Here is a 19,677-nt window from a genome sequence, read left to right as displayed (position 1 = left end):
CGACCACACGTAGCCGCCCTGGTACGACACCACCTCGTCCATGTACTGGGCCGCGCGCCGCATCGCGGTCACGGCCTGCCCCCTCGGCGTGCCGGCATCGCCGCCACCCCCTCCGCAGGCGGTCAGCCACAGGGGGGCCACGGGCGCGAGCGCGGCCAGCGCAAAGTCTCTTCTCTTCATTGGAATATCTCCTCGGGAACGGATGTTGTGTTTCTGGCGGGCGGCGGGAAAAACGGGGCCGCCCGCTGCCGGGTTCCTGCCGCACACGGTGCGGCGGCCTGGCTTGCGGGTTGTACGTAGTCAGATGATGTCGTACAACATGGATTGTGATCATCCAGATTCCGGAGGCGATCCGCATTTACCCGGAGGCCCTTCCACACGAGAAATTCACTCGTGAAACAGCGATGCCCCAAGGCTTCATGCCATTGCCGTGCAAAAGTTAAGTGATTTGACGTCGTACAACAAAAGCCGAGCCAAGGCCTTTGAAGAACCCGGATAGCGGGCCCATGGGCGCGCGCGCCGGGGCGCCCGCGGGCCCGGCCGGGTCAGCGGAAGTGGTCGTAGGCGAGGTACTGCGCGGCCAGCGGCTCGCCGCGCGCGTCCAGCAGGCGCAGGCCGGGGGCGGCCTCGATGGCGCCGATGCGCGTGGCGCGCGTGCCGGCCTGGCGCGCGGCGGCTCCCACGGCCTCGCGCCGCGCGGGCGGGGCGGTGAAGAGCAGTTCGTAGTCGTCGCCGCCCGCCAGGGTGCAGCGCAGCCGGTTGTCCAGGTCGAAGCCGGCATGCCCCGGCGCATCGTCCGCGCAGCAGTCCATCAGCCCGGCGACGGTCGGCGTGTCGATGCGCGCGCCCACGCCCGAGGCCTGCAGGATGTGGCCCAGGTCGCCCACCAGCCCGTCGCTCAGGTCGATGGCGCTGGTCGCCACGCCGCGCAGCGCCAGGCCCAGCGCCACGCGCGGCGTGGGGCATTCCAGCCGGTGGCGGGCCCGCGCCAGCACGGCCGGCGGCAGCGGCACGTGGCCCTGCAGCGCGTCGAGCGCGAGGCGGGCGTCGCCCAGGTGGCCGCTCACCCACAGGTCGTCGCCGTCCCGGGCCCCGCCGCGCAGCAGGGCCTGGCCCGCCTGCACCTCGCCGAAGACGGTGATGCAGATGTTGAGCGGCCCCTGCGTGGTGTCGCCGCCCACCAGCTCGCAGCCGTGCTCGTCGGCCAGCGCCAGCAGGCCCTGCGAGAAGCTCTGCAGCCATGCCTCCTCGGCGCCGGGCAGCGCCAGCGCCAGCGTGAAGGCCAGCGGCCGCGCGCCGCAGGCCGCGAGGTCCGACAGGTTCACCGCCAGCGCCTTGTGGCCCAGGTGCGCGGGGTACACGTCGGGGAAGAAATGGCGCCCCTCCACCAGCATGTCGCTGGAGATGGCCAGTTGCATGCCGGCGGCCGGCGCGAGCAGCGCGCAGTCGTCGCCCACGCCCAGCACGGCGCGGCGCACCGGGCGCCGGAAGAATCGTTGGATCAGTTCGAATTCGCCCATGGGGCGGGAGGATACGCGCGGCGCTCCGGCCCGTGCGGCTGCGCGGTCATCGCGGCTTCGCGCATCCTTCGCGCGATGGTTACGCGGCGGTCACGCGGCGGTCACGGGGCCTTCCTACCGTAGCGGGTGGCGTTCCCTTCCGCCTCCTGCTTCTTTCCGGAGCTTCCCATGCGCACCACCGACACGGATTGCGGCGCGGCCCCCGCGCCTTTCACCACGGCGGATGCCGCCATGCCGCCGCCGGACCCGGGGGCCGTCCCGCCCACGCGCCGCGGCGTGCTGCGCGGCGGTCTGGCGGCGCTGCTGCCCACGGGCTCCGCCGCGCTGCTCGCGGCCTGCGGCGGCGGCGATGGCGGCCCCGCCGCCACCCCGGCGCCCGCTCCCGCGCCGGCCCAGGACGCCGTGGCGGGTTCGCGCTTCGCCGTGGCCGTGCTGCCCGACACGCAGTTCTATTCCCGCTATGCCACCCTGGCCGAGAGCAGCCAGTTCAGCCGCAAGTTCGGCAGCGAGCCCTTCATGGCCCAGACCTTCTGGGCCGCCGAGAACGCCCGCGACCTCAACATCCCCTTCCTGATCCACCTGGGCGACGTGGTGGACCAGGTGGGCAAGCCCGACCAGTGGAAGGTGGCCGACCAGGCCATGCGCGTGCTGGAGACCGCCAAGCTGCCGTACTCCATCCTGGCGGGCAACCACGACGTGCTGCTCGACCAGGACTACGTCGATGCCAGCTCGCAGGCGAGCGCCACCGACGCGCAGCGCACCCTGGCGAACGAGCCCTACCTGCAGTGGTTCGGCACCGCGCGGGCGCAGCGCCAGTCCACCTTCGGCGGGCGCGACCCGAGCGGCTTCCACGAATACCACGTCTTCACCGCCGAGGGCCAGAAGTTCATGGTGCTGTCGCTGTCCTGGCGCATCTCCGACGATGGCATCGCCTGGGCGCGCAAGGTGATCCAGGCCAACCCCACCCTGCCCGTGATCCTGGTGAACCACCAGCTGCTCAACATCGCCTCCGACGCGACCAGCCCCCTGGAGACCGCCTACGGCCAGATGCTGTGGGAGCGGCTCATCCGCAGCAACGACCAGATCTTCATGACGCTCAACGGCCACCACCACGGGGCCGCCCGCCTGACCAAGACCAACGACTTCGGCAACCCCGTCGAGGAAATGGTGGTGGACTACCAGATGGCCTACCAGGGCGGCAACGGCCAGATGCGGCTCTACGAGTTCGACCTCACCCACAACACGATCCAGGTGTTCTCGTTCTCGCCCTGGGTGGTGCAAAAGCCCCGCGACACGCTCACGCCGTTCGACGTCGCGGAACTGAAGGGCGCCAACGAAGCCTTCACCATCCCGATGGACTTCGCCCGGCGCTTCGCGCGTTTCAACCCCGCGTTCAAGGCCGGCGCGGCCACCCGCACGTCCATCGTGACCCAGGCGCGCGCGGCGCTGCTGGCGGGCTACACCGACCCCGCGCAGCCCGTGCAGCGCGCGGCGTCCGGCCCCGACGACTATCCCCGGGTGGCCGGCACCGTCGCGCACTGGCGCTTCTTCGGTGGCGCCGACGGGCAGCCCGTGCCCGTCGGGCAGGTGATCGCCGACGAAACCGGGGCCAACCCGATCCGCCGGGCCGCGCTGAACATCGACGGCGTGAAGGAGGCGCAACTGGGCGACCTGGTCTGGTCCTCGGACCGGCACCACCTCTCGGCAGCGCCGGGCTCCGTGCGCTTTCTCAACACCAACAAGAACACGCCGCGCATGAGCTACTTCACCACCGACGCGGCGGCGGCGCTCAACCAGCAGACCTTCGCCGCCACGGGCTACACCGTGGAGGCGTTCGTCAAGATCGACAAGGACTGGAGCAGCGCGCTGCACCGCTGGATGAACATCCTCACGCGCGAGGGCAACCGGGGCAAGGTCGAGGGCTTCTCGGGCGGCGACCCCGAGTCCACGCCCGTGCTGTTCGCCGTCTCCAGCCTGCGGGAGATCCAGTGGGAGATCGTGCCGGCCCACGCGGGCACGCGCGAGCCGCAGGCGAGCTGGTCGGGCGAGATCCTGGCGGACCGCTGGGTCCACATCGCCATCGTGGCCAATCTGGTCGCCAAGGAGTCGGTGATGTACGTGGAAGGCGCCCCCGTGCTGCGCAACAGCGGCGACGCCTCGGGCATCGCCACCGTGGGCAGTGCCATGCGCTGGATGGTGGGCGCGGGCTCCTGGGACGGCGCGCGGGCCGACGGGTTCTTCGGCCAGATCGGAGAGATCCGCATCGCCGCCGCGCCGCTGCCGTCCGCGCAGTGGCTCACCGCGCGAAAGGCCGCTTGATCGGTGTCAGGTGCTGCCCCGGAAGCGCAGCGCCGCCTGCCGGCTCACTTCGCCCAGCAGCTGCTCGTCGCGCTGGCGGTCGCGCAGCCAGCGCGCGTCGTTCTGGCCGGCCGCCGCCTCGCTGCGCAGCAGGTGCAGCGCGCCCGAGGCGCCGGTGGCCGTGGCATGGCGCGCGATGTGGTCGAGGGTCTGCAGGATGTGGTCGCGCAGCGGCATGTGGCTGCCCGTGGCCGGGTCCACGTACACCGCCTCCATGCCGAAGCGGCAGGCCTGGAAGCGGTTGTAGGTGTAGACGAGGTAGTCGTCCTCCGTCGGCGTGAAGGGCTGCTCGGCCAGGAACCAGGCGCCCAGCGATTGCACGAAGCCCGCGAGCGCGGCGGCGCGCTCGATGGTCAGGGGCGTGTCGAACACGCGGATCTCGATGGTGCCGAACTCCGGCTTGGGGCGGATGTCCCAGTAGAAATCCTTCATGCTCTTGACCACGCCGGTGCGCGTCATCTTCTCGAAGTACGCCTCGAAGTCCTTCCAGGTGAGCACCATGGGCGCGCGGCCCGAGAGCGGAAACGCGAACACCGAGTTGAGCCGCGCCGAATCGAAGGCCGTGTCCTGCCCCTGCACGTAGGGGCTGGAGGCCGACATCGCGATGAAATGCGGGATATAGCGCGACATGCGGTGCAGCATCAGCAGCGCGGCGTCGGCATCGGGGCAGCCGATGTGCACGTGCTGGCCGAAGATGGTGAACTGCTTGGAGAGGTAGCCGTAGAGCTGCGACAGCTCCTGGAAGCGCGGCTTGTCGTAGATGCGCCGCTCGTGCCACTGCTGGAAGGGGTGCGTGCCCCCGCCCGCCACGGCGATGTTGAGCTTGTCGGCGCTTTTCACGAGCGCATCGCGGATCTGCGCGAGCTGGCCCAGCACCTCGCTGCTCGAATGGCAGATGCCGGTCGAGACCTCGATCATGCTGTTGGTCATCTCGGGCACCACGCTGCCGGGCAGCGGCTGCTTGGCCATGAGGCGCAGCATGTCCTCGGCATACGGCGCGAGGTCGTAGTTGTGCGTGTTGACGAGCTGCAGCTCCAGCTCGACGCCCAGCGTCAGCGGCTCGGAATGGTGGAAGGCTTCAAGACTCACGGCTGGCATCTCCGTTGGCGGCGCGCGTGAGGGGCGCCCAGGGTTTCGAACTCTCTCCGGCGCGGTAGACCGCCACCGTGGCGATCACGGCGCCCAGCACTTCCATCAGCAGGATGGCGGGCAGCGCCACGCGGGCGATGAGTTGCCCCGTGGCGGCCGAGGCCACCACGAACTGCGAGGCGATGAGCAGCGCGATGGAGGACATCGGCGTCAGCGCGCAGCCCACCCACAGGGCCTGTCGCCAGCTCGCGCCGCTGCCCACATTGCCCAGCGCCACGCCCAGGGCCTTGGCCGCGAGGCGCACCACGATGAGGGCCAGCACCGCGCCGGCCACGGGCCCGCTCCAGTCGGCCTGCGCGGCCACCGTGGACACCAGCACGAACATCAGCATCGTGAGCAGCGAGGCCGCCGTGCCGAGCTGGCGCGGCCAGGCCCAGGGGCGGGGGTTGAGCTGCTTGAGCAGCATGCCCGCCAGCAGCGCGGCCAGCGGCGCCGAGCCGCCCATGTGCGCGGCCACGGCCGTGCCGGCGGCGATCAGCGTGAGCAGCAGGAAGGCCGTGTTCTCGCTCGTCGGGCTCATGAAGCGCAGCGCCGTGCGCAGCACCAGCGCCAGCACCGCGCCCACGACGATGGACACGCCCAGCACCACCATCACGGGATAGACCGTGTCCATGATGCGCGCGGCCGGCCGGTTGATCAGCTCCGCCGTCGCGCTGCCCAGCGTGAGGGCGTAGAGCGTGGACAGCGTGGCCAGCACGATGGAGCGGTCGGTCACCGGGCCGGCCGCGCGGGTGTCGGCCACCACGCGGGTGAGCACGGCGGGCGAGGCCGCCAGCGCCACCAGCGCCAGCGGGCCGGCGGCGCGCTGGGGAACGTCCAGCCACAGCATCACGTAATACACCGCGAAATAGGTGAGCGCCGACTCCATGATGCTCTGCACCAGCACCATCGGGTTGTGGCGGAACCAGCGCAGCGGAATGCGCCCGCCCGCCTCGAAGAGCACGATGGCGATGCCCAGCTCCAGCAGGAAGAGGCCGATGCCCTGCAGCGGCCATACCGCGCCGCTGAAGCCCAGCAGGCCCGCGATGGTGCCCACGAGGGTGTAGCCCACGACCTTGGGCAGGCCGATGTGGCGCTGGAACAGGTAGCCCGAGACCGCGGCCACCGCCAGCAGCAGCGACCATTGCACCGTGGGCAGGCCGGCCGATGGGCGCAGCCACTGCGCCCAGAAACCCATGATTTCATCCATTGTTGTCGTCCTATGCGTCGCGCGGGCGGGTGCCCGCAGCCCGCCCGGTCCGCACGCGGGCCGCATCCACGGCCCGCGCACCCCCCGGCCGGGGGCCGACCGACTGTACCCGCTGATCCTGGGCGATCCTGTAGGACGGACGCCCCCTCCCGGCGGCGCGCGGAGGGCCTGGCAGGTGGCTCAGGCCGCGCCGCGCCGGGGCACGAAGAACTGCAGCGGCGCGTGCCGCAGCCGCGCGCGCAGCGCCGCCATGATGCGGGACCGCTCCACGCCCGTCACGCTGTGGGCCCGCAGCGCGAGCCGGAAGGCCAGGTAGAAACTCACCGTGACGTTGAGCGCGCCGATGAACGGGATCGTGGCCACCGCCCACCAGAAGGATGGCTGGTGCAGCGCGGAGAGGCCCAGCGAAGTGAGCGCCGCGCCGAGCTGCCCCGTGGAGAGCGTCACGTGGCGCACGTCCAGGCCCAGGCCGAAGAACGCGGCGAAGGCCGGCACCAGCCCCAGCATGAAGCCCAGCGACACGTTGGCCGCGAAGCCCGAGAGGTTCTCGCGCCAGAACCTCGCCCACCGCGCCGCGCGCGCCGGGCCCAGCCAGGCGGTGATGCGCGGGTTGTAGGCCAGCGCCGAATCGAGCCGGTGCAGCACGAACCAGTTCTCGGCCCAGCCCGCGATGATGCTGGAGGAGAACAGCAGCACGCCGGTGAATGCCGCATGGAGCAGCGACGGCCCGAGCAGCTGCAGCGAGTGCAGCACGTGCCGCGCCTCGGCCTGGCTGATCGCCGGCGCGCCCGTGGCCCAGGCGATGGCGAGCGTGATCCCCGCCACGGCTGGAAACACCACCAGCACGTTGCCCAGCACGGCCGCCACCTGCGAGCGCACGAGGTGCGTGACCTCGTCCACGAACGCTTCGACGGCCTCGGGCGTCTGAGGCTCCTTGAGCTTGGCGGCCATTGCCGGCGCCGTCATCGCCGGCTGCTTGGTGGCCACCGTGCAGTGCAGCAGCATCACCAGCACGAAGCTCACCGCGTAGTTCACGCCGGCCCAGAAGCCGCCCCAGAAGGTCGAGAGCGCCAGCGCCGCGATGCCGAACTTCATGAGCGTGGTGAACGCCATCACGAAGCCGCCGCCCGCGGCCTTGGCCACCATCGCGCGGTACTGGGCGCCGGTGCGGGTGATGTAGTGCTCGCCCGTCTCGGCGCTGCGCTCGGCCACCTTGGCCGCCAGCAGCGACGAATTGGATGCGATCAGCGCGCGCAGGCTGCGCCGCTCGCGGCCCACGGTCACCAGCCGCGCCATCAGCCGCGCGGCGCTGGTGGCGGGCTGCGGCGCGAGCAGGCAGTCCAGCAGATCGCGCACGCGCAGGATGCGCTCGCGCAGCTGCCGCAGGCGGAACACCAGGCCCACGGAAATGCCGTTGTCCTCGAAGTGCGCATACACCGTGGCCGCTGCGGCGCGGCAGGCCTCCAGCCGCTCGCGCAGGCGCGCGACGGCCTCGTCGAGCCGGTCGGTGGTGCGCAACGGGTGCAGCACCTCCACGCGCAGGCTCTCCACGTCGCGGATCAGCGCATGGAAGGGCTGCGCGTCGCGCGCGGCCTCGCTCATGCGCAGGCGCAGCTCGGGCGCGAAGCCGGTGGAGAGGATCTGCCCCGCGCAATAGGTGATGGCGTCCAGCAGCGACTGCTGCCAGCGCGTGGCGCCGCCCGCTTCGCCCGGGGCCAGCAGCGCGAGCAGGCGCCCGAGCAGCGCCTCGTCGAGCGCGGCCAGCCACTGCGCGTCGAAATCGCCCGGCAACGCCAGCATGAACAGCTCGGAGGCATCGATGGTTTCCGGGCTGCCCGGCAGCAGCTTGTAGCGCAGGCGCTCGGCCATCTCGCTCGCCAGCGCCGTGCGCGGCGCGAAGCCGAAATCGGCCAGCAGGGTGGTGATGTCCACCGTGCCCAGCAGCGTGCTCCACCAGGCCCGCAGGCGCTCCCGCGCGCCGGCATCCTGCTCGGCGGCTTCCACGAAGCCGCGCAGGCGGCCGATGGCCGCGTCCACCGACTGGCCGTCGCCGCGCACCCAGGCGAAGAAGCCGATGATCCACAGGTGCCGCCGCGCGAGCGGCGCGGCCGGGTCCAGCGCCGCGAGCAGCGGGCCCGGCCCGGCGGCCTGGGCGTTCAATGCAGCACCCGGCCGGAGAGCGGGGTGCCCGACACGCCTCCGGAGAGGGCCTCCAGCACGAACAGCGGCACGGGGCATTCGAAGCGCTCGCCGTCCTCGGCCACGCAGAAATAGCTGCCGTGCATGCTGCCGCTGGGCGTGCGCAGGCGGCAGCCGCTCGTGTACTGGAAGGACTCGCCGGGGCGCAGCAGGGGTTGCTGGCCGACCACGCCCAGTCCCTTGACCTGCTCGGTGTGGCCGCGCGCGTCGCTGATGATCCAGTGCCGCGCGATGAGTTGCGCAGGCACGTCGCCGGTATTGGTCACGGTGATCGTGTAGGCGAAGCTGTAGGCGCCGTCCTCGGGCGTGGATTGCTCGGGCAGGTACTGGGGCTGCACCTCGGCCTGGAACTGGTACTTCGGCATGGGCGCAATGGTAACGGCGGCGGCTGCGACAATTGCGGCATGACCCGCCAATTCCGCATCGCCCCCTCGATCCTGTCCGCCGATTTCGCCCGCCTGGGCGAGGAAGTGAAGAACGTCGTCGCCGCCGGCGCCGACTGGGTGCACTTCGACGTGATGGACAACCACTACGTGCCCAACCTCACTTTCGGCCCGATGGTGTGCCAGGCCCTCAAGCCCCACGCCGTCACGCCGGACGGACGCCCCGTGCCCATCGACGTGCACCTGATGGTGGAGCCCGTGGACGCCATCGCCGCCGCTTTCGCCGAGGCGGGCGCGGACTACATCAGCTTCCACCCGGATGCCTCCACGCACGTGCACCGCAGCATCCAGGCCATCCGCTCCAAGGGCGTGAAGCCGGGCCTCGTATTCAACCCCGCCGCGTCCCTCGACGTGCTCGACTGGGTGATCGAAGACATCGACCTCATCCTCGTGATGAGTGTGAACCCCGGCTTCGGCGGCCAGGGTTTCATCGACTCGGCGCTGCGCAAGGTCGAACTGCTGCGCCGGCGCATCGACGCCTGCGGCAAGGACATCCGCCTGGAGGTGGATGGCGGCATCAAGGTGGACAACATCCGCCGCGTGGCGGATGCCGGCGCCGACACCTTCGTGGCGGGCAGCGCGATCTTCGGCAAGCCCGACTACCGCGCCGTCATCGACGCCATGCGCGCCCAGCTGGCCTGACGGCGGCCTCCCGCGCGCCCGCTCACTGGCTCACTGGTTCATGGGCGAGGCGGGGGCCGGCGCCGGCTGGCCCTGGCTCTGCGGCAGCTGCACCTGGGTGACGGCCTCGCGCAGCACGCCGCCGCCGCCCACTGAGCCTTCGGTCATGCCCGAATTCACGCGGGCCACGCAGGCCCTGCGGTCCTGCTCCTCCTTGAAGACATCGCAGCGCTGCACGCCGTTGCGGGCGTAGGCGTCGGCATTGGCCGCGCCCTGCTCCGCGAGCTGGCCGGCGCGCGCGGCCTGCAGCGCGGCGCCCGCCTCGCGCAGGCAGGTCTCTCGGCTTTGGGCGGTGTCGCCCTGCAGGCAGGCCTGGCGGTCCTGCTGGTAGCGCTCCCGCGCGGCGGAGCCGTCCGGCGCGGCCTGGGCGGCGGCGCAGGCCGCGATCAGGCAGGCGGTGGACAGGAGCCGGGGGGCGGAAGTGAATCGGTTCGTCATGGCAAGAATCCTCCATTCATGGACAAGTCGGGCCGTCTCCATCGGCGGGCCCGGGCAACCCACGGTTTCCGTCCGCAACGGGGCGGAAACTGTGCTTTCAGCGTAGGCGGCCGGGGCCTGGAGGTCTGTCGGACGGCCGAGACGGTGTGTGTGGCCGATCCCGCACGCGCGGGAGGCGGCGGACTACACTGCGTGCCCCGCGCCGGTCCGTGGCGGACCGGCTCCCAGGGGCCGCCGTGCGGCGGCCATGTAGAACGTGGACACGTTCTTGGACAACGAGGATGGATGGGTATGGTGGAACGTTCCGTGGCGGCGCTGGTGGCCCGCGCCGATGCAGCAATCGTGGACCTGGACGGCACGATGGTCGACACCCTGGGTGACTTCGCGGAGGCGCTCAATCGCACGCTGGCCGATCTGGCCCTGCCGGGCATCGCGGCGGCCGACATCGAGCGCATGGTGGGCAAGGGCACCGAGCATCTGCTGCGGTCGGTGCTCGGTCACGTCCTGCAGCCGCTGGCGCAGGAGCAGCGCGCGGAGAGGGCCGAGGCGCTGTATCCGTCCGCGTGGGCGGCCTACGAGCGCCACTACCTCGCCATCAACGGCCAGTATTCACGGGTGTTCGCGGGCGTGGCCGAGGGCCTGCAGGCCCTGCGTGCCGCGGGGCTGCGCCTCGTCTGCGTCACCAACAAGCCGACCGCGTTCGCCGTCCCGCTGCTGCAGGCCAAGGGGCTGTCGGGGCTCTTCGAGCAGGTGTTCGGCGGCGATGCCTTCGAGCGGAAGAAGCCCGATCCGCTGCCCCTGCTGAAAGCCTGCGAGGCCCTGGGCACGGCGCCCGGGCGCACGCTGGCGATCGGTGATTCGGTCAACGACGCGCGCGCCGCGCGGGCCGCGGGCTGCCCGGTGGTGCTGGTGACCTATGGCTACAACCACGGCCAGCCCGCCCGGGCGGTGGAGGCCGATGCCCACGTGGACAGCCTGCAGGAGCTGGCGCCCGCGGCCTGACGGCCGGGGCCGCGTGCCCCGCGGCGCTTATGAAGCGGAGCGGGGCACAGGGGGCTTCAGAAGGTTTCCCAGTCGTCGTCCCCGCCGCGCGCGGACGCTGGCGGGGACGGTGCGCGTGCCGACGGCAGGGCCGCAGGGGCCGCAGTGCGTGGCGCTGGTGCCGGCGGTGCCGCCAGCGGTTTGCGCGCCGGCGCGGCCGAAGCCACGCGTGGCGCCGCAACGGGCGCCCGCGCGGGGGCCGGCCGTGGCGCTTGTGGCGTGGGGGTGGCGGCCTGTGCCGGAGGGCGTGGGCGTGTGGCGGCGCCTTCCCGCGAGAGCCGGAAGACCGCCACGGCCTCCACCAGTTGAGCGGCCTGCGACCGCAGGCTGCCGGCCGCCGCGGCGCTTTGCTCCACCAGGGCCGCGTTCTGCTGCGTGGCCTGGTCCATCTGCGTGATCGCCTCGCCCACCTGCGCCACACCCTGGCTCTGCTCCTGGCTGGCGGCGCTGATTTCGCCCATGATGTCCGTCACCCGCCGGATGGCGTGCACCACTTCCGTCATCGTCGTGCCGGCCTTGTCCACGAGCTGCGTGCCCTGCTCCACGCGGCCCACGCTGGCCGTGATGAGCTCCTTGATCTCCTTGGCGGCGGTGGCGCTGCGCTGGGCGAGGGTGCGGACCTCGGAGGCGACGACGGCAAAGCCCCGGCCCTGCTCGCCGGCGCGTGCGGCCTCCACCGCCGCGTTGAGGGCGAGGATGTTGGTTTGGAACGCGATGCCGTCGATCACGCTGATGATGTCCGCGATCTTGCGGCTGCTCTCGTTGATGCCTTTCATCGTGTCCACCACCTCCGCGACCACTTCGCCGCCCTGGACGGCCACGGTGCTGGCATTCATCGAAAGCTGATTGGCCTGGCGGGCGTTGTCGGCGTTCTGCCGCACCGTGGAGCCCAGTTCTTCCATGGAGGCGGCGGTCTCCTCCAGCGCGCTGGCCTGCTGCTCCGTGCGGGCGGAGAGGTCGTTGTTGCCCTGCGCGATCTGCACGCTCGCGGTGGACACGCTCTCGGCATTGCTGCGCACGCCGGCCACCACGCGCGACAGGTTCTCCTGCATGTGTTGCAGGGCCCGCAGCAATTGGGCCGCCTCGTCGCTGCCCTGGGCCTCGATCGGTTGCGTGAGGTCGCCTTCGGCGATCTGCCCGGCGCGCGTGGCCGCGAGGCGCAGGGGCCCGGTGATCGAGCGGCTCAGCAGCACGGCGGCCGCGATCCCCAGCAGCAGCGCGGCGATGCCGCCCACGATGAGGGTCATGCGCCCGGCGGCGGCGGCGTCCTCTGCCTCCTGGACGGAGGCGTCGTAGATCACCTGCTGGCGCTTTTCCAGTTGCTGGATCGCCTCGATGTACCGAATGGCCAGCGGCTGGATCTCGCGCTCCAGCGCCGCGGAGACGTCCTCGCCGCCCTGGCGGCGCTTCAGGAGACTGGCGCGCGGGCCTCGGTAGGCTTCGCGGGCGGCATCGACCTGGGCGATCAGCTGCTTGCCTTCGTCGGAGACGACCAATGTCTGCAGCCGGTTGCGGGACGTGGCCGTGAGTTCGGAGGTCTTGTCCATCTCTGCCTGCCAGGCGGGCAGGCGCGAGGTTTCCGAATCCAGCGCCGCCGCGCGGGTGCGCACCCAGTTCAGCTCGATGGTCTGGCGCCATTGCAAGGCCATGCGCAGCTTTTCGTTGTCCTCCATGGTGAGCTGCCGCGTCGTGTTCTCCAGCGCTTGCAGGCGCCATACGCCAATGGCGGCAATGGCGGCCGTGATGGCGAGCACGATGCCGAATGAGAGTGCCAGCCGGGTGCCGACCTTGATGTGATGCAATGCCATGGGACCTCCTTCCGTATCTTTTTTCTCTGCCGATGGGAACCCGCCAAGATAGTGGCGCCGACACCATAACGCGCTCCAGAGACAATCACGTGCTTTTCGCGGTGCGGAGTCCGGCTTCCGCGGAGGAACCTGTGGCCCGGCGGCCACGCCGGCACGGGGTGTGTTGCTTTGCTACACTTTGCGCCCATGTTCATTCACCACGTGTTCATCACAGGTTGTAGCGACCGGGGAGCCTGGCCCTGGCGCAGGCCTGCCGCATCGAACCGCTGAAACGCACCCGGGGCCGACGCCTCCGGCGTGCACCCGTGGCCCCTGCGGGGCCGACTGCAATGAACCTGGCGCGGCATGCGCGGGCACTGCCCCGTTCCATGCGCTGACCGATCTGGAGCGCTCTCCCCGTGATCACCGAACTTGAATTCAAAAGCCTGGCCAGCGAAGGCTACAACCGCATTCCGCTCATCGCGGAGGCATTTGCGGACCTGGAAACCCCCTTGTCGCTGTACCTCAAGCTGGCCCATGCGCGCGATGGAGGGCGGTACAGCTTCCTGCTCGAATCCGTGGTGGGCGGCGAGCGCTTCGGGCGCTACAGCTTCATCGGCCTGCCCGCGCGCACCCTGCTGCGCGCGAGCGGCTTTGGCGATCAGGCCCGCACCGAGGTGGTGACCGACGGGCAGGTCGTGGAAACCGCCCAGGGCAATCCGCTGGATTTCATCGCGGCCTACCAGAAGCGTTTCAAGGTGGCGCTGCGGCCCGGGCTGCCGCGGTTCTGCGGCGGGCTGGCGGGGTACTTCGGCTACGACGCGGTGCGCTACATCGAGAAGAAGCTGGAAGCCACCTGCCCGCCCGACACGCTGGGCATGCCCGACATCCTGCTACTGCAGTGCGAGGAACTGGCCGTCATCGACAACCTCTCGGGCAAGCTGTATCTCATCGTCTACGCGGACCCGGCGCAGCCGGAAGCCTATGCGCGGGGCAAGAAGCGGCTGCGCGAGCTGAAGGAGCAGCTTAAATACTCCGTCGCTGCGCCGGTGGTCAAGCCCACCGAGAGCCATCCGCCCCAGCGCGATTTCGGCAAGGCCGATTACCTGGCGGCCGTCGAGCGCGCCAAGGAGTTGATCGCCGCGGGCGATTTCATGCAGGTGCAGGTAGGCCAGCGCATCCACAAGCGCTTCACGGAATCCCCGCTCTCGCTGTACCGTGCGCTGCGCTCGCTCAATCCATCGCCCTACATGTACTACTACCACTTCGGCGACAGCCACGTGGTGGGTGCCAGCCCCGAGATCCTCGTGCGCCAGGAGCGCACCGAGGAGGGGCAGAAGATCACCATCCGGCCGCTGGCGGGCACGCGCCCGCGCGGCGCCACGCCCGAGAAGGACAAGGCGGCCGAAATCGAGCTGGTCAACGACCCCAAGGAGCGCGCCGAGCACGTGATGCTCATCGACCTCGCGCGCAACGACATCGGCCGCATCGCCAAGACCGGCTCCGTGAAGGTGACCGAGGCCTTCGTGGTCGAGCGCTACAGCCACGTCATGCACATCGTCAGCAACGTGGAAGGCCTGCTGAACGAGGGCATGACCAGCATGGACGTGCTCAAGGCCACCTTCCCGGCCGGCACGCTCACGGGCGCGCCCAAGGTGCACGCGATGGAGCTCATCGACCGGCTCGAACCCACCAAGCGCGGCCTCTATGGCGGCGCATGCGGCTACCTGAGCTATGCGGGCGACATGGATGTGGCCATCGCCATCCGCACCGGCATCGTGAAGGACGGCACGCTCTACGTGCAGGCCGCGGCCGGCGTGGTGGCCGATTCGGTGCCGGAGCTGGAGTGGAAGGAAACCGAACACAAGGCCCGCGCATTGCTGCGCGCGGCCGAACTCGTGGAAGAGGGGCTCGAATGACCCGGGCGATCGACAGGACCCAGCCGTGCCGGAGCATGGCCGAAGTGCGCGAGCGCATCGATGCGCTCGACGACATCCTCGTGCCGCTGCTGGTGGAGCGTGGCGGCTACATGACGCAGGCGGCGCACAACAAGCGCAGAGAGAGCCAGGTCCGCGACGAGGAGCGCATCGAGTCCATCGTGGGCCGGGTCCGCGCGCGTGCCGCGGCCGAGGGGGGCGAGCCCGACGTGATCGAGGCGATCTACCGCGCCATGATGGAGGTCTACATCGCCTACGAGCACCGGGAGTTCGCGCGGCTGGCGGCCTCCGGAGAGAAGGCGGGCGACGGCAGCCCGTGAGATGGCTTCGCAATCCAAGAGATCACGGCGTTGCTTCGCCGGGGCGTGCTGCGGCACGGCCTGCTTCGCACCTTGCTCTCTCTTGGATTGCAAACCCGCATGAGGCCGGCGCGGGCCGCCCCGGTGATCGCCGTGCGCCTGCGTCCATCAGTGCCGCGCGGATGACAGCTTGAAGGCATTGGCGAGCGTGGAGCGGTTGCTGATGCCCCAGCGGGACGCCACGTCCAGCATGTGCACGCGCCCGCCCGTGGCGTTGGCTTCTTCCATTTCCCCCTCGATGCGCCGCACGCGCTCGCGGCGGATCAGTTCGGCGGGGGTCATGCCCAGGTGGTTGCGGAACGCGAGCTGCAGTGCCCGTTCGGTGATGCCCAGGCGCCCCGCGATCTCGCGCACCGAGAGGTTGGCATCGTGCAGGTTCTCGATGATGTAGCGGTATGCGGCCCGGTAGCGGGGGGGCAGGCGCAGGCCCACCGTGTCCTGCGCTGCGCCGCTCGCCGCCGTGGTTGGCACTTCCATGCGCTGGAGTGCTGCGTGGTGGACGACGCGCATGGATTGCGCCACGTGGCGCTTGTACTGGCGCAGTGATTCGCTCAGGCGCCCCTCGCTCATGTGGATCTTGGAGAGGCAATACTGGATGTCCGACGCCAGGGGGTGGTGTTCCACTTCGCGCTCTCCGCCCGCCAGGGGGGTGATCACTTCGCGCGCGGCGGGAATGGCCCGGCAGGCGAGCAGGGCGAGGCACCCCTCGACGCGGGCTTCGCTTTCCAGCCCCGTGAGGCCATGCTGGCGCAGCCAGCGCGCGAAGATGGCCACGGATTCCTGGCGCGCCGATCCGTGCGTGCTGGCCAGCATGCCCCCCAGGTAGCCGAGGCGCGCGCGCAGCAGCGGCGGGGTGGCGGCGTGCGATTCCAGGCCGTGCAGTTCGTCCGACAGCGTGTCCCCCGTCATCCGGTCCCGCCCCACCTCCAGCACCGATTCGGCGAAGGCGTGGTCGGAAAGCTCTTCGCTGCGCAGCAGTTCCACACGGGCCAGCACCTCCAGGTGGATGGCGTCTGCATGGAGCGCGAGGTGGGTGCTGTCCGCGGCCTCGCACAGCACCTGGGCACGCTGGGCCGCGATCAAGGCCGATGCGTGGTGGCCTTGCGCCTGCAGCGAGAGCGCCAGGCCGCAGCAGGCCTCGATGCGCAGGGGCGTCGGGGCATTGTGGTCATTGGCCACGATGGTCCAGCATGCCGTGGCGCGGGCGGGCTTGCGCAGGTGATGGAACATCCAGGCTTGGTCCAGCGCCGAGTGCCAGCGCACCATGCTGCGCGAAACGGCATCGTAGGCCTTGAGCTGCTGGTGGAAAACATCGCTCGCGAGTTCCTCCTGCCCGATCACGAGCAGCGTGCGGCCCAGCAGCGCGCCCTCCTCGACGGGGCTGGCATCGCGGGCCTGTCCGCGTTCGAGTCGGCGCCGGCCCATGGCGGCTGCGTCCTTGATCTGCAGGTTGTGCAGCAGTTGGGTGAGCGCGGGCGCATTGTTGCCAATGCGTTGGCAGGAAAGAGAGAGCAAGGAAATGAGCATGTTGTTGTCGCGGCCCCCGCCGCGCCTCGTGTTTGGTGACGTCTTCATGCTAGGAACGGGGGCGAAAACAAAGCTCACACAGCCTCCGCGAATCCTCAACTTTGCGCACTGGCGTTCCGTGCGGGGGGTGGACGCCGTGGACCCCTGCGCCGGGCGGGGACATCAGGGGCTGGATGCCCGTGCAGTCATCTGGTGCTGCTTGAAACAATTGACTGGGTTGCTGATTGACAGAAGTCGAAACAATCAATTAAAAAAATGTGAAAAGCCGCCTTCTGGCGACACACTTTTCACTCTGAAATTGGGGCTGACTATCAAGTCGGTGCAAATGATCAATCGTTCGGCGTGATCCGGAATGAACTAAGCTTGCGTCTGTCGTCACTCACGCACAGTCATTTGCAAAAATTGAAAAAATTTGTGAATGCATTGGTGACGATCACATGGCCGTCAAGGTCATGGCTATATCAACGAAAACGTTTGCGTATGGGGAACTTCATGCAAGTCGCATTGCTGTCGCGCCGTTCCGCGGTGAATCAATTCCTGGTGGATCTGTTGTCCCGGGGGGGGATCCAAGCCATCTTGCAAGTGAGCATCGCGGCCTTCCGAATACAGGCCAGAAAGCAGTCGCCGGACGCGGTGATCCTGGAGGATTGCGGTGGAACGCTCGCGGAGGATCTTGGATTGATCCGAAGCTGCATTTCCACCCATGTTCCAGTGCTGGTCGCCGGCTCCGAGCTGCAGGCCGGCTTCGGCACCGCCCTGGCCTGCGGGGCCGTGGACTACATCAACCTCTCCCGTGTCGGCCACGACGAACTGAAGGCGCGCATCCGGGGCCACGTGGAGGCCTACTCGCTGGAGGCGTCGCATGCCATCGCCGTGGATGGCTGCCAACTCGACCCCGCCCGCCAGTGCATCGTGCACGGAGGCAAGACCGTCGAGCTCACCCACCGCGAATGCGAGCTGGCCTGGCTGCTGTTTTCGCGGCCGAACCAGGTCGTGTCGTCTCCCACCATCGTGGCGCGCGTCTGGGGGCGCTCCGTGGAGTCGAACAAGCGCACCTTGGAGCAGCACATCTACAAGCTGCGCACCAAGCTGCGCCAGACAGGCTGCAGCCTGCGTGTCCAGGCCGCCTACGGCCGGGGCTACCGCCTGCTCTCGGCCACCGGCGAAGAGCCCGGCCCGATCTCGCACCAGCAGACCTGCGTCCACATCCATACGCCGCGCCCGAGGGCCGTGCAGCCCATGAGCGCCATTCCTCCGATGCCGCCGCTGGGCAGTTGATGCAGGCAGGCCCCGGCGCTCAGGCGGGGCGATAGTCATACCTTGATCCACAGGTAATCTCCGGAGCAGATGCCCAGGAAGGCCTCGTCGGTGGAACCAAGGATGTTGTCGCCCCAGTAGCGGCCGTGCTCGGCGTAGTGGGTGAGCGTTTCGGCCAGCCATGAACCCGTGATGTCGGGGGTCATCGGCACCCGGACGATGAGGATGATGCCGCCCGTGTCCGGGTTGATGCCGGCCTGCGCCTGGTCCTGGGCATACACCGTGAGATTGGCCTCCAGCAGCAGGCGGTAAATGGTCAGGGTGCGCCCCGGGGTCACGATGCCGTAGTGGAAGTTGAGGTACATCGCGCCCACGTCGTTCTCGTAGTGGGTGAGCTGGACCTCGAATCCCTCCACCTCGACCCAGCCACGTTCCAGCACGGCCGGTGGGTCGGGGAGGTCTATGGCCGAGCACAGGTCGGTCACAAGCTGTTCGTATTGTTGAAAGCTCATAGTCGGTTTTATGCGCGCTGCAGCAGCCAGTTGGGCGAATCCGCAAGCCGTTCGGTGGTCAGGTTTTCCTGGGATTGGGTGCGGGGGCGGCTGATGTTGAGAAGCTGTAGAAAAAACAGGGCAAAGCGGTCGGCAGGGCCCTGTTTGGAGACGTCGAATCCTGCCGCCAGGAGCGCTGCCTTGGTGGTGGCCACGGTGGCGAACGTCTTGACCATGTCCTTGTTGTCCTTGCTCATGGCGATGTACTTGCCGATGATGGCCAGCTGTGTGGCTTGTCGCTGGAAGCCGAGATGGTCTCCAGCCATCATGACCTGGCCGAGAACGCTCACCAGGGAGGACGCCTGCACCGACGGGTCGGGGTTGGCCAGCCCGGCCTCGATCGCGTCCTGGAACGCCTTGTCCAATGCAGGCGCGGTGGGCTGCGACCTGTTCGTGAGTCGCCGGCTCTGCGAACTGCGACTCTGGCCGCCCGTGTCTCCGCCCGATTGCCGGCCGCCGGACTGGTTGCCGGAGCCGTTGTCGCCGTCGCGACCTTGCTGCTGCGCCGAGTTGCCCTCGGGCTGGAGGAAAACGTCCTGCGTGTACGGTTCGAGGACTTCGTGCCGGCGATGGGCGACCTCCCGGTCATGGCCGTGCTCGTGCGCGGATTTGTGGCTTTCGGCTTCGTGGCCGGAGCGTTCGCTGCGCGCGTCTTCACCGGCTTCCTTGGCCCGCTCGAAATCCGCCTGATAGTCCAGTGGCGTGCGCTCGCCCTCCGGTGCCGGCTCTCCCCCCTGCCCCGGCAGGTGGCTTTGCCTGGGCGGTGGCGGTGGTGGCGCGCGTCCCAGCGTCTTGAAGACGTAGTTGTTGAAGCTCCCCGAGCTTTGTTGGCGTTGCAGTGCCTGCTGCGCGCCCTGCTCCCGCAGATGCTCCTGCTTGATATGTTGCTGCTGCAGTTGCTGGCGGTTGCGCTGTTGCCGCAACCGCTGCTGCTGCAGTTGTGCAGAGAAAGGGGTTGGGATCATGGTGTGAATACGGCAGTGAGAAGACGCTGGGAAAACTGCAGAACCGTGCTGCCGACCCAGGGGGCGCTCACGGCCACCGTCACAGTCACGCAGATGAGCTTGATGCCTTGCGAGATCGACTGGTCCTGCAGCGAGGTAACGGCCTGGACCAGCGCCACGAGCAGCCCCACGATGGCCGCCACGGCCACCGCCGGCAGCGACAGCAGCAGACACAGCATCAGCGCCTCGGATGTGAGTTGGACGACGTTGTCGTGGTTCATGGCGGTCTGGTGTGCT

Annotated in this window: 18 protein-coding genes; 7 read left to right on the top strand and 11 right to left on the bottom strand. The window is 69.4% G+C overall.

What is annotated here, in order from left to right:
- Positions 1-545 precede the first annotated feature (545 nt).
- Positions 546-1,520, bottom strand: coding sequence for a thiamine-phosphate kinase (gene thiL / locus AX018_RS16030; protein WP_111879101.1), 975 nt, complete (start codon positions 1,518-1,520; stop codon positions 546-548).
- A gap of 168 nt (positions 1,521-1,688) precedes the next feature.
- Here thiL and AX018_RS16025 point away from each other — a divergent pair, with 168 nt between their 5' ends.
- Positions 1,689-3,839 carry a LamG-like jellyroll fold domain-containing protein gene (locus AX018_RS16025; protein ID WP_415842014.1) on the top strand — a complete coding sequence of 717 codons (2,151 nt, stop codon included), beginning with the start codon at positions 1,689-1,691 and terminating at the stop codon, positions 3,837-3,839.
- A 6-nt stretch (positions 3,840-3,845) separates the two neighbouring features.
- Here the strand turns inward: AX018_RS16025 and AX018_RS16020 are convergent, their stop codons facing one another.
- From AX018_RS16020 to apaG, 4 genes are all read right to left on the bottom strand, one after another.
- Entirely contained in the window at positions 3,846-4,967 is a 1,122-nt protein-coding gene (locus AX018_RS16020; protein WP_111879098.1) for a YbdK family carboxylate-amine ligase, read from the bottom strand.
- Positions 4,957-6,216 (bottom strand): cation:proton antiporter, encoded by a 1,260-nt coding sequence (locus tag AX018_RS16015; protein ID WP_111879095.1) that lies wholly within the window; start codon positions 6,214-6,216, stop codon positions 4,957-4,959. Before AX018_RS16015 ends, AX018_RS16020 begins: the two co-directional genes overlap by 11 nt.
- Before the next feature lie 180 nt (positions 6,217-6,396).
- Positions 6,397-8,376: a site-specific recombinase gene (locus AX018_RS16010; RefSeq protein WP_245951590.1), complete on the bottom strand. Its 1,980-nt coding sequence runs from the start codon at positions 8,374-8,376 to the stop codon at positions 6,397-6,399.
- Entirely contained in the window at positions 8,373-8,780 is a 408-nt protein-coding gene (apaG, locus tag AX018_RS16005; RefSeq protein ID WP_111879089.1) for a Co2+/Mg2+ efflux protein ApaG, read from the bottom strand. The genes AX018_RS16010 and apaG overlap by 4 nt, the downstream gene beginning before the upstream one ends.
- 39 nt (positions 8,781-8,819) lie before the next feature.
- Here apaG and rpe point away from each other — a divergent pair, with 39 nt between their 5' ends.
- Positions 8,820-9,500: a ribulose-phosphate 3-epimerase gene (rpe, locus tag AX018_RS16000; protein WP_111879086.1), complete on the top strand. Its 681-nt coding sequence runs from the start codon at positions 8,820-8,822 to the stop codon at positions 9,498-9,500.
- A gap of 30 nt (positions 9,501-9,530) precedes the next feature.
- Here rpe and AX018_RS15995 read toward each other — a convergent pair whose 3' ends face one another.
- Positions 9,531-9,977: a hypothetical protein gene (locus AX018_RS15995; RefSeq protein ID WP_111879083.1), complete on the bottom strand. Its 447-nt coding sequence runs from the start codon at positions 9,975-9,977 to the stop codon at positions 9,531-9,533.
- Between the two features lie 291 nt (positions 9,978-10,268).
- On the opposite strand from AX018_RS15995, the gene gph reads away from it, so the two are divergent.
- Complete coding sequence (gph, locus tag AX018_RS15990) at positions 10,269-10,979, top strand: phosphoglycolate phosphatase (RefSeq protein WP_111879080.1); 711 nt, start codon at positions 10,269-10,271, stop codon at positions 10,977-10,979.
- 56 nt (positions 10,980-11,035) lie between these two features.
- Here gph and AX018_RS15985 read toward each other — a convergent pair whose 3' ends face one another.
- Complete coding sequence (locus tag AX018_RS15985; RefSeq protein WP_111879078.1) at positions 11,036-12,826, bottom strand: methyl-accepting chemotaxis protein; 1,791 nt, start codon at positions 12,824-12,826, stop codon at positions 11,036-11,038.
- Between the two features lie 398 nt (positions 12,827-13,224).
- Here AX018_RS15985 and trpE point away from each other — a divergent pair, with 398 nt between their 5' ends.
- Entirely contained in the window at positions 13,225-14,724 is a 1,500-nt protein-coding gene (gene trpE, locus AX018_RS15980; protein WP_111879075.1) for an anthranilate synthase component I, read from the top strand.
- Entirely contained in the window at positions 14,721-15,062 is a 342-nt protein-coding gene (locus tag AX018_RS15975; RefSeq protein ID WP_111879073.1) for a chorismate mutase, read from the top strand. Before trpE ends, AX018_RS15975 begins: the two co-directional genes overlap by 4 nt.
- A gap of 147 nt (positions 15,063-15,209) precedes the next feature.
- Here AX018_RS15975 and AX018_RS15970 read toward each other — a convergent pair whose 3' ends face one another.
- Positions 15,210-16,616 (bottom strand): helix-turn-helix domain-containing protein, encoded by a 1,407-nt coding sequence (locus AX018_RS15970; protein WP_245951588.1) that lies wholly within the window; start codon positions 16,614-16,616, stop codon positions 15,210-15,212.
- Positions 16,617-16,620: 4 nt separating this feature from the next.
- On the opposite strand from AX018_RS15970, the gene AX018_RS25290 reads away from it, so the two are divergent.
- Together AX018_RS25290 and AX018_RS15965 are read left to right on the top strand one after the other, a co-directional pair.
- On the top strand, positions 16,621-16,974 hold the full coding sequence (locus AX018_RS25290; protein WP_170146284.1) for a hypothetical protein: 354 nt from the start codon (positions 16,621-16,623) through the stop codon (positions 16,972-16,974).
- A gap of 236 nt (positions 16,975-17,210) precedes the next feature.
- Positions 17,211-17,906 (top strand): winged helix-turn-helix transcriptional regulator, encoded by a 696-nt coding sequence (locus AX018_RS15965; RefSeq protein ID WP_245951595.1) that lies wholly within the window; start codon positions 17,211-17,213, stop codon positions 17,904-17,906.
- 35 nt (positions 17,907-17,941) lie between these two features.
- On the opposite strand, the gene AX018_RS15960 is transcribed toward AX018_RS15965, so the two are convergent.
- Genes AX018_RS15960 through sctS form a run of 3 tightly spaced genes read right to left on the bottom strand, consistent with a single transcriptional unit; the run spans position 17,942 to position 19,661 of the window.
- Entirely contained in the window at positions 17,942-18,397 is a 456-nt protein-coding gene (locus AX018_RS15960; protein ID WP_111879067.1) for a type III secretion system chaperone family protein, read from the bottom strand.
- 8 nt (positions 18,398-18,405) lie between these two features.
- Positions 18,406-19,401, bottom strand: a complete 996-nt coding sequence (locus AX018_RS15955; RefSeq protein ID WP_111879064.1) for a hypothetical protein — start codon at positions 19,399-19,401, stop codon at positions 18,406-18,408.
- Positions 19,398-19,661, bottom strand: coding sequence for a type III secretion system export apparatus subunit SctS (sctS, locus tag AX018_RS15950; protein WP_111879062.1), 264 nt, complete (start codon positions 19,659-19,661; stop codon positions 19,398-19,400). The genes AX018_RS15955 and sctS overlap by 4 nt, the downstream gene beginning before the upstream one ends.
- Positions 19,662-19,677 lie beyond the last annotated feature (16 nt).

It is taken from the genome of Paracidovorax anthurii, from assembly GCF_003269065.1.
In the GTDB taxonomy this organism is placed as follows: Bacteria; Pseudomonadota; Gammaproteobacteria; order Burkholderiales; family Burkholderiaceae_C; genus Paracidovorax; species Paracidovorax anthurii.
Note: the sequence above shows the minus strand (reverse complement) of the source record. Positions and strands in the feature narration are given on the sequence as shown.

Excerpts from the sequence above, each read along its gene's own strand:
- thiL (WP_111879101.1), bottom strand. The coding sequence starts at position 1,520 with ATGGGCGAATTCGAACTGATCCAACGATTCTTCCGGCGCCCGGTGCGC.
- AX018_RS15975 (WP_111879073.1), top strand. The coding sequence starts at position 14,721 with ATGACCCGGGCGATCGACAGGACCCAGCCGTGCCGGAGCATGGCCGAA.
- AX018_RS15955 (WP_111879064.1), bottom strand. The coding sequence starts at position 19,401 with ATGATCCCAACCCCTTTCTCTGCACAACTGCAGCAGCAGCGGTTGCGG.
- apaG (WP_111879089.1), bottom strand. The coding sequence starts at position 8,780 with ATGCCGAAGTACCAGTTCCAGGCCGAGGTGCAGCCCCAGTACCTGCCC.
- AX018_RS15995 (WP_111879083.1), bottom strand. The coding sequence starts at position 9,977 with ATGACGAACCGATTCACTTCCGCCCCCCGGCTCCTGTCCACCGCCTGC.
- AX018_RS25290 (WP_170146284.1), top strand. The coding sequence starts at position 16,621 with ATGAGCATGTTGTTGTCGCGGCCCCCGCCGCGCCTCGTGTTTGGTGAC.
- sctS (WP_111879062.1), bottom strand. The coding sequence starts at position 19,661 with ATGAACCACGACAACGTCGTCCAACTCACATCCGAGGCGCTGATGCTG.
- AX018_RS16025 (WP_415842014.1), top strand. The coding sequence starts at position 1,689 with ATGCGCACCACCGACACGGATTGCGGCGCGGCCCCCGCGCCTTTCACC.
- AX018_RS16015 (WP_111879095.1), bottom strand. The coding sequence starts at position 6,216 with ATGGATGAAATCATGGGTTTCTGGGCGCAGTGGCTGCGCCCATCGGCC.
- AX018_RS15985 (WP_111879078.1), bottom strand. The coding sequence starts at position 12,826 with ATGGCATTGCATCACATCAAGGTCGGCACCCGGCTGGCACTCTCATTC.
- AX018_RS15960 (WP_111879067.1), bottom strand. The coding sequence starts at position 18,397 with ATGAGCTTTCAACAATACGAACAGCTTGTGACCGACCTGTGCTCGGCC.
- rpe (WP_111879086.1), top strand. The coding sequence starts at position 8,820 with ATGACCCGCCAATTCCGCATCGCCCCCTCGATCCTGTCCGCCGATTTC.
- gph (WP_111879080.1), top strand. The coding sequence starts at position 10,269 with ATGGTGGAACGTTCCGTGGCGGCGCTGGTGGCCCGCGCCGATGCAGCA.